The organism is Campylobacter coli (assembly GCA_039516895.1).
Lineage (GTDB): Bacteria > Campylobacterota > Campylobacteria > Campylobacterales > Campylobacteraceae > Campylobacter_D > Campylobacter_D coli_B.
The window spans coordinates 1,372,628-1,387,201 of the sequence record CP154437.1; the positions used below are offsets into that span (position 1 = coordinate 1,372,628).

The 14,574-nt window shown below is 35.5% G+C and carries 6 protein-coding genes, 2 tRNA genes and 3 rRNA genes; all 11 read right to left on the reverse strand.

What is annotated here, in order from left to right; all coding sequences use genetic code 11:
- Positions 1-786: 786 nt before the first annotated feature.
- The 11 genes from rrf to AAID94_06955 all read right to left on the reverse strand — a co-directional run bounded on the left by rrf (position 787) and on the right by AAID94_06955 (position 14,547).
- Positions 787-903: ribosomal RNA gene (rrf, locus tag AAID94_06905) — 5S ribosomal RNA — on the reverse strand.
- 325 nt (positions 904-1,228) lie between these two features.
- Positions 1,229-4,136 (reverse strand): 23S ribosomal RNA (locus tag AAID94_06910).
- Positions 4,137-4,753: 617 nt separating this feature from the next.
- Positions 4,754-4,830: transfer RNA gene (locus tag AAID94_06915), tRNA-Ile, on the reverse strand.
- 7 nt (positions 4,831-4,837) lie between these two features.
- A tRNA-Ala gene (locus AAID94_06920) sits at positions 4,838-4,913 on the reverse strand.
- Positions 4,914-5,013: 100 nt separating this feature from the next.
- Positions 5,014-6,526: ribosomal RNA gene (locus AAID94_06925) — 16S ribosomal RNA — on the reverse strand.
- Together the 16S, 23S and 5S rRNA genes with 2 tRNA genes alongside form the textbook arrangement of a ribosomal RNA operon.
- A gap of 475 nt (positions 6,527-7,001) precedes the next feature.
- Positions 7,002-8,639, reverse strand: coding sequence for a methyl-accepting chemotaxis protein (locus AAID94_06930; GenBank protein XAK23561.1), 1,638 nt, complete (start codon positions 8,637-8,639; stop codon positions 7,002-7,004).
- A 68-nt stretch (positions 8,640-8,707) separates the two neighbouring features.
- On the reverse strand, positions 8,708-9,475 hold the full coding sequence (locus AAID94_06935; GenBank protein ID XAK23562.1) for a prepilin-type cleavage/methylation domain-containing protein: 768 nt from the start codon (positions 9,473-9,475) through the stop codon (positions 8,708-8,710).
- On the reverse strand, positions 9,444-10,667 hold the full coding sequence (locus AAID94_06940) for a phospholipid carrier-dependent glycosyltransferase (GenBank protein ID XAK23563.1): 1,224 nt from the start codon (positions 10,665-10,667) through the stop codon (positions 9,444-9,446). Before AAID94_06940 ends, AAID94_06935 begins: the two co-directional genes overlap by 32 nt.
- 124 nt (positions 10,668-10,791) lie before the next feature.
- The gene (gene tcuB, locus AAID94_06945; GenBank protein XAK23564.1) at positions 10,792-11,859 is read right to left on the reverse strand and encodes a tricarballylate utilization 4Fe-4S protein TcuB; all 1,068 of its coding nucleotides are present in this window, start codon (positions 11,857-11,859) and stop codon (positions 10,792-10,794) included.
- Entirely contained in the window at positions 11,856-13,280 is a 1,425-nt protein-coding gene (tcuA, locus tag AAID94_06950) for an FAD-dependent tricarballylate dehydrogenase TcuA (protein ID XAK23565.1), read from the reverse strand. Before tcuA ends, tcuB begins: the two co-directional genes overlap by 4 nt.
- The gene (locus tag AAID94_06955) at positions 13,255-14,547 is read right to left on the reverse strand and encodes an MFS transporter (GenBank protein XAK23566.1); all 1,293 of its coding nucleotides are present in this window, start codon (positions 14,545-14,547) and stop codon (positions 13,255-13,257) included. Before AAID94_06955 ends, tcuA begins: the two co-directional genes overlap by 26 nt.
- Between the last annotated feature and the right edge of the window lie 27 nt (positions 14,548-14,574).

Here is a 14,574-nt window from a genome sequence, read left to right on the forward strand (position 1 = left end):
ACTCACTTCTCTCACCCCAAACACATTCAAACAATAAAAAAACCCAAACAAATTTACCAGCCTAGTAAATCAATATCTTAACACCACCCAAAAAACCATACAATGAAATTATAAACCAAACACAAAGACAACCATTAAACTAAAAAACAGATTCAATAAATAAAAAGAACAATTAATACAAAAACATATTTAATTAGCATATAAAAAATAAATTTAATAGATAAAAATATACAAGCAAACACCAAATTTAACAATTAAACTAAAAACAGATTAAAAATGATTAAACCATCAGCCCAACTCAACCAACTAAGCTCACAATCAATCAACCCACCAACTAAAGCAAGTGTATTCAAACAATAAAAATATAACCTAAACAAATTTACCAGCCTAGTAAATCAATATCTTAACACCACCCAAAAAACCATACAATGAAATTATAAACCAAACACAAAGACAACAATTAAACTAAAAACAGATTAAAGTGAACAACTCTAAGCAACCTAACTATAACTAAGCATAACCATAACTCAGCATAAAAAGAATGATTAATACATATAAAAACAAATTCAACATATTGAACCAAACTAACCAAGCATAATAAAGAACAATCAACATATAAAAACAAATTCAATATATTAAAACAGTTTCAATAAACATAATAAAAAAGAACAATTAATACAAAAACAGATTCAATAAACATAAAGATAATTATTCTAAATCCCATCTAAAACAACAATAAAAACAAACATATGATTTATATATAAAGTAAGTAAAGAAGAATTAACAAGTCCGCAATGAGCTACTTTCCCCCTGCCAGTAAGGCGTAGTATCATCACCCACGATGTGCTTAGCTTCTTGGTTCGGGATGGAGCAAGGCGTTTCCACATCTGTATAATCACGGACATTGTTATTTAAATATTCTTTGAAAGATTTAACTTAAGAATAAAGCTTTTATTTTTTATTCTATTTTTTTATTTTTTTGCTTTTCTTCTATTCTTTTTTATTTCTTTTGCTTTATATTCTTTTATTTTTTAAATCTTATCTTTCATCTTATCAATGAATAAAATCTTTATTCTCTTTGATAAGCTTTTATTTTAGAATACTTAAAAAACAATGTTAAGAGCAAGTTCTAATATAAACCCTACTTGCAAGATTTCCATATCACTTTGAATGATTATTGTTATTCAAAGCTTTACTAAAAACCTTAACAAGGAAGTGATGCTTTATTAAAGATAAGCCAAACGCTCTATTAGTACTGGTCAGCTAAAGGACTTTCATCCATTACACACCCAGCCTATCAAACTAGTAGTCTTCTAGAGAGCTTAGAGAAGATTCATCTTAGAGTTGGCTTCACGCTTAGATGCTTTCAGCGTTTATCCTTTCCAAACTTAGCTACGCTGCGATGCTCTTGGCAGAACAACAGCTACACCAGTGGTTTGTTCAACCCGGTCCTCTCGTACTAGGGTCAAATCTCTTCAATCTTCTTACGCCCACGGCAGATAGGGACCGAACTGTCTCACGACGTTCTGAACCCAGCTCGCGTACCGCTTTAAATGGCGAACAGCCATACCCTTGGGACCTGCTCCAGCCCCAGGATGCGATGAGCCGACATCGAGGTGCCAAACCTCCCCGTCGATGTGAGCTCTTGGGGGAGATCAGCCTGTTATCCCCGGGGTACCTTTTATCCTTTGAGCGATGGCCCTTCCACACAGAACCACCGGATCACTAAGACCGACTTTCGTCTCTGCTTGACTTGTATGTCTTGCAGTTAAGCTGGCTTATACCTTTATACTCTACGAACGATTTCCAACCGTTCTGAGCCAACCTTTGTAAGCCTCCGTTATTATTTGGGAGGCGACCGCCCCAGTCAAACTACCCACCAGACATTGTCCCACTTGAGGATAACTCAAGCTGGTTAGCTACCCAAATAAGAAAGAGTGGTATCTCAACAATGGCTCATATACAACTGGCGTCATATACTCAAAGCCTCCCACCTATCCTGCACATTCTTATCCAAATAGCAGTGTCAAGCTGTAGTAAAGGTCCACGGGGTCTTTCCGTCTTGCCGCGGGTAGGAGGAATTTTCACCTCCACTACAATTTCACTGGATCCCTCTTTGAGACAGCTCCCATCTCGTTACGCCATTCATGCAGGTCGGTATTTAACCGACAAGGAATTTCGCTACCTTAGGACCGTTATAGTTACGGCCGCCGTTTACTCGGGCTTCGATCAAGAGCTTCGCTAATGCTAACCCCATCAATTAACCTTCGAGCACCGGGCAGGCGTCACACCCTATACATCCTCTTACGAGTTAGCAGAGTGCTGTGTTTTTGGTAAACAGTCGGGAGGGACTCTTTGTTGTAAGTTTCTTCGCTTTCGGAGTAAATCCTAATACGAAGCGAACCACACCTTATACCGAAGATACGGTGCTATTTTGCAGAGTTCCTTAAAGAGAGTTCTTCCACGCGCCTTAGAATACTCATCCCACCCACCTGTGTCGGTTTACGGTACGGGCAACATTAGCTAAACTTAGAAACTTTTCTTGGCTCGACGGCATCAGGGGTTCTTCTATCCATCCGAAGACTTCAAAAAGCCTTTCAGTTCTCGGTGTATTCTTATACGGATTTGCCTGTATAAGCACCTACGACCTTAGACTAGCACTTCCATCCGCTAGCCCCCTTAGCCCTAAGCGTCCTTCCATCGCACACTAATGTTGGTATTGGAATATTAACCAATTTGCCATCGTCTACCCCTTTCGGACTCGACTTAGGACCCGACTAACCCTACGATGACGAGCATCGCGTAGGAAACCTTGGGTTTACGGCGTTAATGATTCTCACATTAATTATCGCTACTCATGCCTGCATGCTCACTTCTATTCGCTCCAGCACTCCTTACCGGTATACCTTCGACGCAAATAGAACGCTCTCCTACCACTTGACAAAGTCAAGTCTACAGCTTCGGTACTTACTTTAGCCCCGTTATATTTTCCGCGCAAAATCACTAGACCAGTGAGCTATTACGCTTTCTTTAAAGGATGGCTGCTTCTAAGCCAACCTCCTGGTTGTTTAAGTAACTTCACATCGTTTTCCACTTAAGTAAGATTTAGGGACCTTAGCTGGTAGTCTGGGTTGTTTCCCTCTTGACGACGGATTTTATCACTCGCCGCCTGACTGCTGTGATTACATATAAGGTATTCGGAGTTTGATAGGGTTTGGTACATTGGTGTATGCCCTAGCCCATTCAGTGCTCTACCCCCTTATATTACGACACAACGCTATACCTAAATATATTTCGGAGAGAACCAGCTATCACGAAGTTTGATTGGCCTTTCACCCCTATCCACAAGTCATCCCGGGGCTTTTCAACGCCTATGGGTTCAGTCCTCCACTAGTTCTTACACTAGCTTCAACTTGCTCATGGATAGATCACTTCGTTTCGGGTCTGCAGCATCTGACTAAGCGCCCTATTCAGACTCGCTTTCGCTACGGCTTCGCGTTTGCTTAACCTTGCCAGACACCACAACTCGCAGGCTCATTATGCAAAAGGCAGTCCATCACACTGTATTGCTACATAGTGCTCTGAATGATTGTAAGCAAATGGTTTCAGGTTCTATTTCACTCTGATCACCTCAGTTCTTTTCACCTTTCCCTCACGGTACTTGTGCACTATCGATCTGGTATTAGTATTTAGGGTTGGATCGTGGTCGACCCAGCTTCAGACAGGATTTCTCGTGTCCCGCCCTACTCAGGATACTGCTAGCTAAGGTTTGTTTTTCGCATACGGGACTATCACCCTCTATGGCTATACTTTCCAGAATGTTCTGCTAAACTCACCTCTTGCACATTGCAGTCCTACAACCCCCAGTGCAAGCACTGGGTTTGCCCTCTTGCGCTTTCGCTCGCCGCTACTGACGCAATCTCTATTGATTTCTTTTCCTGAGGGTACTAAGATGTTTCAATTCCCCTCGTTCGCTCCTATATAGGTAATGTATATCTCTATACATTGGGTTGCCCCATTCGGAAATCTACGGATCAAAGCTTCTTGACAGCTCCCCGTAGCTTATCGCAGTCTAGTACGTCCTTCATCGCCTTTACCAGTCAAGGCATCCACCATTCGCTCTTAGTAGCTTACCTTTTTTACCTTCTTTAGCGTCAAGGCAAAGCCTTGACTAAGAAGCAAGCTAAAGGCCTACCCCGCCAACCTAAAAGATATTAGGCTGATAAAGTAAGTTAAAGACTAGTAGTCTTTCTTGCTTCTTCTGCTAAGAATATGCATAAAAGTTAGATATAATCTAACTTCTACCTTTTTTATTGATTCTAAAACGCATCACTTCCTTGTTAAAGTTTTTATGATAAGACTTCATTATCTTAAGACGGAAAGCATTCAAACACTTAATATAAATACTAAAATTCAATTAATATTTAAACCAAGTCGTGAGTTTGAAACTTATCTTTAATTTATAAACTTTAGATCTAATATTCTCTTTATTATAAAAAATAAAGATAGTTAAAAGATATAAGTAAAACCAAAGAAAAGATAATTGGGTTTTATCCTTTAACAAGTCCTGTAAAATTGTTTTTATTAAAACTTGCTTGTGACTCTTAACAATGATAATTATAAAGAACATTTAGGTTTAAAACCTAAAGGAAGTATATGATATATCAAAGTATATTTATAAAATATATACTTGCTTTAGATTTTAAAACTTGATTTCAAATCTTGTTTTTATCTTTTAAGATTGATATTTCTATGGTGGGCCTAACAAGACTTGAACTTGTGACCTCACCCTTATCAGGGGTGCACTCTAACCAGCTGAGCTATAGGCCCTTAATAATGGTGGAGAATAGCGGGATCGAACCGCTGACCTCCTGCGTGCAAAGCAGGCGCTCTCCCAGCTGAGCTAATTCCCCATAAACAATTAGCTTTATCATCAATCTTTGAAATCTAAACAAGAATCAATTGAGTTTATAATGAAGTAATAGTTGTGAGACTTATTACTTTGTACTCTAGAAAGGAGGTGATCCAACCGCAGGTTCTCCTACGGTTACCTTGTTACGACTTCACCCCAGTCGCTGATTCCACTGTGGACGGTAACTAGTTTAGTATTCCGGCTTCGAGTGAAATCAACTCCCATGGTGTGACGGGCGGTGAGTACAAGACCCGGGAACGTATTCACCGTAGCATGGCTGATCTACGATTACTAGCGATTCCGGCTTCATGCTCTCGAGTTGCAGAGAACAATCCGAACTGGGACATATTTTATAGATTTGCTCCACCTCGCGGTATTGCGTCTCATTGTATATGCCATTGTAGCACGTGTGTCGCCCTGGGCATAAGGGCCATGATGACTTGACGTCGTCCACACCTTCCTCCTCCTTACGAAGGCAGTCTATTTAGAGTGCTCGGCCGAACCGTTAGCAACTAAATACGTGGGTTGCGCTCGTTGCGGGACTTAACCCAACATCTCACGACACGAGCTGACGACAGCCGTGCAGCACCTGTCTCTAAGTTCTAGCAAGCTAGCACCCTCATATCTCTATAAGGTTCTTAGGATATCAAGCCCAGGTAAGGTTCTTCGCGTATCTTCGAATTAAACCACATGCTCCACCGCTTGTGCGGGTCCCCGTCTATTCCTTTGAGTTTTAATCTTGCGACCGTACTCCCCAGGCGGTACACTTAATGCGTTAGCTGCATTACTGAGATGACTAGCACCCCAACAACTAGTGTACATCGTTTAGGGCGTGGACTACCAGGGTATCTAATCCTGTTTGCTCCCCACGCTTTCGCGCCTTAGCGTCAGTTGAGTTCCAGCAGATCGCCTTCGCAATGGGTATTCTTGGTGATATCTACGGATTTTACCCCTACACCACCAATTCCATCTGCCTCTCCCTCACTCTAGACTATCAGTTTCCCAAGCAGTTTAATGGTTAAGCCATTAGATTTCACAAGAGACTTGATAATCCGCCTACGCGCCCTTTACGCCCAGTGATTCCGAGTAACGCTTGCACCCTCCGTATTACCGCGGCTGCTGGCACGGAGTTAGCCGGTGCTTATTCCTTAGGTACCGTCAGAATTCTTCCCTAAGAAAAGGAGTTTACGCTCCGAAAAGTGTCATCCTCCACGCGGCGTTGCTGCGTCAGGGTTTCCCCCATTGCGCAATATTCCCTACTGCTGCCTCCCGTAGGAGTCTGGACCGTGTCTCAGTTCCAGTGTGACTGATCATCCTCTCAGACCAGTTAAGCGTCATAGCCTTGGTGAGCCATTACCTCACCAACTAGCTGATACTATATAGTCTCATCCTACACCGAAAAACTTTCCCTACTCAACTTGTGTTAAGTAGGAGTATAGAGTATTAGCAGTCGTTTCCAACTGTTGTCCTCTTGTGTAGGGCAGATTAACTATACCTTACTCACCCGTGCGCCACTAATCCACTTCTAGCAAGCTAGAAGCTTCATCGTTCGACTTGCATGTATTAGGCACGCCGCCAGCGTTCACTCTGAGCCAGGATCAAACTCTCCATAAAAATTATAGATAGTTTAATCTTTTTCTTCAAAGAAAAAGTAATGAAGATTAAAAATAAAAACTTTTAATCTTTAAATATTTAGATTGAATAGATTTTACATAATTGCTTATGCCTAAATCTTTTCTGGCTCAATCGATCACTTATTTAGATTTCAAAGATTGACTAATAAGATTTGAAATAACAATATTAATTTTAAAGAACAAAAACAAAAAATCATTTATTGTTTATAAATAAAGTTTAGTAATAATAAAGTTTTATAAACTTGAATTGATTTGACTAGGATTAAAATTAATTTAAAACTAGAAACAAGGGTTTACAAAATCTTCATTTAGCTTTATAAACTTTAGTTTATAATTTAAAGATTTTAAAGTCCTTTTTTGAAAAAGGAAATGAAAGTATAACTAATTAAGCTTAAAGGAGGATTAAATAAGGCTAGAAATTTAGCCTTATTTTAAAAAATTTTTGGAAATGGGTGTTAGAGTTTAAAAATAGTTATTTCAGCTTGAAGATTATCTGAAATATTTTTTAGTTCTTTCATTGCATTTTTATTTTCACTGACAGCTTGTTGGGTTTTGGAAGAAATATCTGCTACTGTTATAATTTTTTCTTCAATTTCTTCCATTAATTTTACTTGAGCGGCCACTTCTTGATTTACCTCTTGTGCTTTAAAAAGGCTATCATTGGCCTGTTTATAGATTAAATCTACGCTATCTCTTACCTCTTCGCTTAAGCTTTTACCTTGAGAAATCAATGGTATTGACTCTTCTATAACGCCTACTGTTGCTATTGTTTCTTCTTGAATTTGTTTGTTAATCATAGCAATTTGATCTGTTGCTCCACCTGTTTTTTCAGCCAATTTGCGAATTTCATCAGCAACAACAGCAAAGCCTCTACCTACATCTCCTGCTCTAGCAGCTTCTATAGCTGCATTTAGAGCAAGTAAATTGGTTTGATCTGTAATCTCACTAATAAGCTCTGTACTTGTTCCTATATTCTTAGCATGTTCACTTAGCAAAGCAATTTGCTGAGAAACTCTAGAAGAATTGCTTGCTATGTATTCCATTTGAGAAGCTGTATCCTCGGCATGCTTTTTGTTGTTCTGACAAACTTGAGTAGTATTTTTTGAATTTTCTTCTGTTTCTAGGGCCATTTTGGAAACATTTTGTGTTTTTTGACTGATTTCTCGAATTTTAAGAGCAGATTCTCTAGAAGTTTCACCTTGAAAAATCACTGCCTTTTCAGTTTTGCTTATACGATCTACCACTAGATCAGCTTTGTGGTTTAGCTCATTAGAAATAGTAATCATTTTTTGAACTATATTTCGCAATTGATCTTGCATTCTAGAAATAGAATAAAGTATACTTTGCTTATATTCTGTATGAATTTGCTGTGTTAAGTTTCCATTAGCTACCTCGGTGATAATTCTATTTACATCTCTTGGTTCGCCACCTACGGATTTTTTAATATATCTTACTATTAAATAAGCAATAATTATAGAAATAATTAAAGCAATTATAATGATACTCATCATGATAAATTGAAAGGATTTACTTTCTAAAAGCGCTATTTGAGTTAATTCTTGATTATCTAATTCTTGATAATCAATCAATTTATTAGTCTGTGCTAGCCATAAAATAAATTCCGGTCTAGCAAAGTCCAAAACCATCTTAGTTGCTGATTGAATATCATTTTTCTTTACCACTGTGTCAATAATCTTTTGATAAATTTGCACGGTATTTTTCTTAGTTTTTGCAATATCTTCCATCATAGAGCGCACATTTGAATCGCCTCCACCCTTAGCTATAATATCGTTTAAAATAAGTTCGGCTTCTTCATAATCTTTTTCCAATTTTTGTATTTGCGCTAAAGTTTTTCTTAAGTCTTCTTGATCTTGTGCTAAAACAACATCTCGAATTAAAATCGATCTATCATGAATACTTCCCCTAAAATTAATTGCTTGACGAGAAATCAAAGCGTTTTCTCCTGTTGCTGTTGTGAGAGTTTTATCTAAAAAATTCACTTTAGCTATCGAAAAAATAGCTATAAACAGCATAATAAAAATAATCAAAGCAAAACTTAAATACAATCTTGCTGAAATTCCCAATCGATTCATTGTTTTCCCCTTTTTATTTAATATTTGCATTCAAATTATAGCAAAATTTATATAAAAATTAAAGTATTCTAAATTTTAGAACATTGAGAAGTTGTACCATTTATCATTATCATTTGCTTGTTAAAATCTTGAAATTTAGGTATGTAAGCAAAACCACTAAGCGGATTGACTATAATGCAAATTTGATTTGCTTGTATTGAGCTTAAGCGTATGATACAGTCTTGATTGGTTTTAGCTAAATTTTTATCATAAATACCTTGAGAAGTTCGTAAAGGAGAATATAATCTTCCTTTTTCGTCAAAAATTATCTTTGTAGAACCCCTGCACGAACCTCTAAATTCTACTTTTTTTATGCCAAATTTTTTAAAAATATTAAATCTTTGCGTAGTCTTGTTATCACTCTTATCAATGACTCCACTTTGTCCTGAATTCATTAATTTTTTAGGGTTTATGATATCTACAGCAATTTCACGGTCGATATTGATTTCAGTTTTCCCTAAATTAGCATTTCCATCGCCATTTTTATCTAAAAATATTGTATAGGTTTGCTCATAATTTGTTGCTGCTGAATTGATAAAATATAATTGCCATCTGCTTTTATACCACTCTCTTTTTGCCACTGCTAATTCCAAATCCCTAAAGCTCTCTTGAATCATCGCTAAAGATCTTACATAGCGTATGTCATTAAGAATTTGTTTTGCGCCTTGCATCAATCTATCTTGCTTTAGATTGATTTGTGCTATGGAAATCACAAGGGCTAAAATTAAAACGACCAAAACTAGCTCAAAAAGCGTAAAAGCATCGCTAGTATCTTTGAATTTGATAAATTTTTTCAAATTTTCCTAGCTTTATTATAATATTTTTTTTATTTTTATCAAGTTGTTCTTTATTTTTAATGCTTTTTAGATAAAAAGTATTACTATCTTTAATACCATAGAATCTTAATCTTGGCTGCAAAGATGTGCCGACTCTTAATTCAAAAATTTCTTGTTTTTTAAGCTCTTTACTTAATTCTTTGGCAAGGTGATAATTGTTGGCAAAATTATATTTTGGATCAGAAACAAAATAATACAAAATTTGATTTCCTATGATAACAAAATAACAAAATAGTAAAAAAATGATAGAACATTCTATAAAAATTTTATATCTTAACCTAAATTGTGGTAAACGCACCCTATAACTTGCCATCAAGGTTTTGATAAGTAATGGCGTACAGATCACGCAAAAAGGTAAAAAATCCTCCAAGTAAAGCTTTTGCCTTAAAGAAAGCAAAGAGCAAAAAATAAAGGTTACGCTCATTAAAAACCATAGTAAACTTTTTTGCTCTTTAAAAGTTAAACGATAAACCACATAAAAAAAATAAATAAAAACAAGCGGCGAAAAACAAGCAGCGAAAATTCCTAAAGTATCTAAGAAATATCCCCTTGGACGCCCACCCGTATCAAAACCATAAAAACTTATACTCAAGCCAAAAAGCACAAGAGCCAAAGTCAATAAAAAAGAATTTCTTTTATAAATTCCAAAAAAGAAAAAGGTTAAAAATAAAATATTAAAAGACTTATCTATAAATAAAGCTAAAATCAAAAGCGGATAAAAAATCCATTTTTTTTCATATTCATACGCACAAATTATAGCTAGTGTTAAAAAAATCACTATAGAAGCTTCATTTACCAACAAAGCACTTGCAACAGTACCTGGCAACAAGACAAAAAGTAGAAGAGCTAAAAGACTATCAAAATGAGTTTTTGTATATTTTAAAGCCAAAATATAAAGCAGAATACAACTTAAAAAATGAAAAAATAAAATAGGAATTCTCAAGCCAAAGTCGTTTTGTCCAAAAACAAAAGTTCCAAAATGTGTAAGATAATAAAGCAAACTATGATTCAAAAAAAGAAAATTGCCTTTATCTTCAAAATAAATCTTAGCCTCATCTGTGCTTATACTAAGGGTTGAAATTCCATAAAGTAGAGCCAATAAATCAAAAGCAAGTAAAAGAATAATAAGCTTATAATTTTTGATTTTTTCCATAAATTTGATTTTACAAAATTAAACTTAAATATCAACCAATACAAATTGAAAAATACTTTTCAAAAATCAGTATCATTTAAAATGAACTTTTCTATAAAAATGCCTAAAAATAGGCATTTTTATATCAAATTTCTTCTTCGCTATTGTATTTTAAAAGAGCAATAAAACGATAAAACATATGAATGAATTTAGAATAAGGCATCATAATAAAAAAAGCCAAAACACAACTTAAATGAAACCAAAGCGCATAAGATAAGAAAAAGCTGTGCTTTAAAAACATAAGTAAAATTCCTGTAAAACTCACCAAGAAAAGCATAAAAATAAAAGTATAATCCATACTCACACTTTGCTCATCAATGATATTTTTATCCGCTATACATTTTAAAACAAATAAACCTAAAGATCCTATACAAAGCATAATTCCACCCAAAATCCCAAAAATTTTAGGAAGCTGTGTGATATCATAAGGTGCTACCAAATTTAAAAAATGATGATAAATCGCACCCAAACATGTAGCTATAAAACAAAATAAAAAACCATAAGCTGTAAAATGATGAAATATTTTTCTTATATTTGAACGCTTTTCATTAGGATAAGTACAACCCTCATTTTTATGCCCACCAAGATATTTTAATGTCATTGCATCCTTGATACTTTGAACAAAAACTTTGAAATTTACATTTTGAATTTCAATGGCACGATAAAATTTAATAATCCCGCCAAAAAGTGCGATACAAACCAGAAGGGAAACTATGCTAAAAACACTAACCATATATTCATATGAAACTACAGCAAAAAAGTTACCATTTGTGCTTTCGCCATCATAAGAACTAGCACTCCAAAAACCAAAAAATAGACATAAAATTAAAACTATAGTTGTTAAAACCGCATTTTTTCTAAATGCACTTCCTAAAAAATTTGGAAAAGAGTATTTTTCATAGCTATATTGTCTAAGTGCAGCAAATTGCTTAGGAATGGAAACATTAAATTCATGCGGGGGCGCGTATTGGCAATCATAAAAACATTCTGAACACTGATGGCATAAATTTGCTAAATAATCCATATCTGTTAAAGAAAATTCACGCTTTTTTTCCATTGCTGGAAAAACTGCACAAAGTCCTTCACAATAACGACAAGAATTGCATATAATGCAAGATTTATTTGCATCTTCATAAATTTTTGTAATTTTCATTTTACTTCCTTTATTAAATCATACGCATTTTCACCAGCCAAACGCCCAAAAACACTTCCTATACTCATACCAAAACCCGCGACATAACCTTGAGTTAGAATATTGCCCGCCATGATTTCACCGGCAGCAAAAACATTTTTAAAAAGTTCGCCATCATCTTGATAAACTCTTGCATTTTTATCCACTTTTACCCCCATATAAGTAAAAGTAACACCTGGACGCAAAGGATAGCAGTAAAAAGGCGGAGTATTAATCTTTAAAGCCCAATGTGTTTTTTCTATCTTCAAACCTTGTGTATAGCAATTATCTTGTATAGTGTGATTAAACTCACCCTCTACAACGCTTTGATTATACTCATCAAGTGTCGCCTTTAAAGCTTTTGGGTCTAAATTTATCTTGATTGCTAAATCTTCAATTGAATTTGCTACTATAGGCTCAAAAAGTGATGGCATATAACATTTTTGCACCTTAGAATCTGTGATTGAATAAGCAATCTGATCTTCCTCATTTGCCACCAAACGACCCCAAATTGCGTAACGCTTAGGCCAAAAATCCTCCCCTTCATCATAAAATCTTTGTGCTTTTTTATTAACCACTATACCCAAAGACACGCAATCAACCCTTGAAGCAATGCCTCCATCATATTTTGGAGTCCTTGCATCAATAGCAACCATATGTCCTTGTGTAGGATCTCCTATAATTTGAGCATGATTTTTTTGCAAAGCCCTTAGCATTTTACCTTGATTAAAGCGTGTACCACGGATAATAAAATTTCTTGCCTTTTCTCCCCAAGCTTCTTCGAGCCATTCTAAATTTGACTCAAAACCACCACTTGCAACAATCACTGCCTTTGCTTTGAATTTTAATTCTTTATTTTGTTTTTTGTCTAAAACTAAAATTTCTTTACACCAACCCTCATCTATAACCAAATCTAAAGCTTCAAATTCATAAAAAATTTCAATGCCTAAATTTTGAGCTGTATTAAAATAAGCATTCACCAAAGATTTTCCACCACCTAGAAAAAAAGCATTTGTTCGTCCTAAATGCAAAGTTCCACGCATCGAAGGCTGAAAGCGAACTCCGTATTTTTTTGCAAATTCTACAGCTTGTGGAGTATGAGAGATAACAAAACGTGCATATTCTTCATTGGTTTGCCCTTTAGTTACCTTAAAAACATCTTCAAAAAATTCATCTTCACTATAACTTTCAACCAAAACATCCGTAGGAGCGTCATGCATCGAGCGTAAATTTCTCGTATGTTGTGAATTCCCACCCCTCCACTCTTTTGGAGAGCTTTCCAAAAGAGCTATTTTAACATTTCCTTTACTAGCAGCTGATATTGCAGCACAAAGTGCTGCATTTCCCCCTCCTATAACTACTATATCAAATTCCATTTCACTCTCCTTTTTGCTGTCTTTCATAAATTCCGCCCTTTTTAAATATCACTAAAGAAGCAATTAAAGAACAAAGTGCCGCAAAAGTCAACCAAAATGCAGGTGAAGCAGGATTATCAGTTTTTTCTATTAAATAAGTTGAAATCGCTGGAGTAAAGCCTCCAAAAATTGCCACCGCTATAGAATAAGAAAAAGAAAAACCTAAGGCTTTTACATTTTTTGGCATAATTTCAGATAATGATACAACCATAGCTCCATTGTAAGCACCAAAAATAAAACTAAACCATAATTCAACTATAACCAAATTAGTAAAAGAGATATTATTGGTTAAGAAATTTAACATAGGATAAGCACTAATCACACCTAAAAAAGTTACAGTCAATAAAATAGGCTTTCTTCCTATCCTATCTCCTATATATCCTGAAAAAGGTAACCAAAAAGTATTGCTAACACCTATAATGGTAGTAATTGCAAAACTTTCAAGCTTACTAAAATGAAGTTCCTTATTAGCAAAAGTTGGAGTATAAGCTGTAATAAAGTAAAAAGTTACCGTTGTCATCATTACAAACATAATTCCAAAAAATACAATAGGTATATTTTGTCTTATGCTTTGAAATATTGCTCCTAAGGTTTTTGGCGCTTGATGAATTTTAGCTTTAAATTCAGGAGTTTCATCCAAAGTTCTTCTTATATAAAAAATATAAGGTACAACCAAACAACCGATAATAAAAGGAATTCTCCATCCCCAAGCTTGCATAAGTGCATCTCCTACAAGATAATGCAAAAGCACACCTAAAGCACCTGCAAAAACAGTGGCTACTTGCTGGGAACCACTTTGCCAAGACACATAAAAACCACGCAAATGCTTTGGAGCAATCTCGGCTAAATAAATACTTGCTCCTCCTACCTCAGCACCTGCACTAAAACCTTGTAAAAGTCTTCCAATCACTACGATAATAGGAGCTAAAATTCCTATACTCTCATAACTAGGACAACAGGCTATACTTAAAGTTCCTAAAGCCATGATGCCTAAAGTTAAAACAAGTCCTTTTTTTCTACCATACTTATCCATATAAGATCCAAGAACAATAGCTCCAATAGGACGCATCAAAAATCCCACACCAAATGCCATAAAACTTTGCATTAAAGAAATGAACTCATTTTCAGCTGGAAAAAATACTTTAGCAATAAAAGCAGCATAAAAACCATAAACTGCGAAATCATACATTTCTAAAAAATTACCACTAGCCACACTAAAAATGGTTTTAGCATCACTTTTAGACCTTGTTGCCATGCAACCTCCTTTTTTCTTTTCATTATA

What these genes read in the sequence shown, in the direction of transcription:
- AAID94_06930 (XAK23561.1), bottom strand. Translation starts at nt 8,639, where the DNA reads ATGAATCGATTGGGAATTTCAGCAAGATTGTATTTAAGTTTTGCTTTG.
- AAID94_06940 (XAK23563.1), bottom strand. Translation starts at nt 10,667, where the DNA reads ATGGAAAAAATCAAAAATTATAAGCTTATTATTCTTTTACTTGCTTTT.
- tcuB (XAK23564.1), bottom strand. Translation starts at nt 11,859, where the DNA reads ATGAAAATTACAAAAATTTATGAAGATGCAAATAAATCTTGCATTATA.
- tcuA (XAK23565.1), bottom strand. Translation starts at nt 13,280, where the DNA reads ATGAAAGACAGCAAAAAGGAGAGTGAAATGGAATTTGATATAGTAGTT.
- AAID94_06955 (XAK23566.1), bottom strand. Translation starts at nt 14,547, where the DNA reads ATGGCAACAAGGTCTAAAAGTGATGCTAAAACCATTTTTAGTGTGGCT.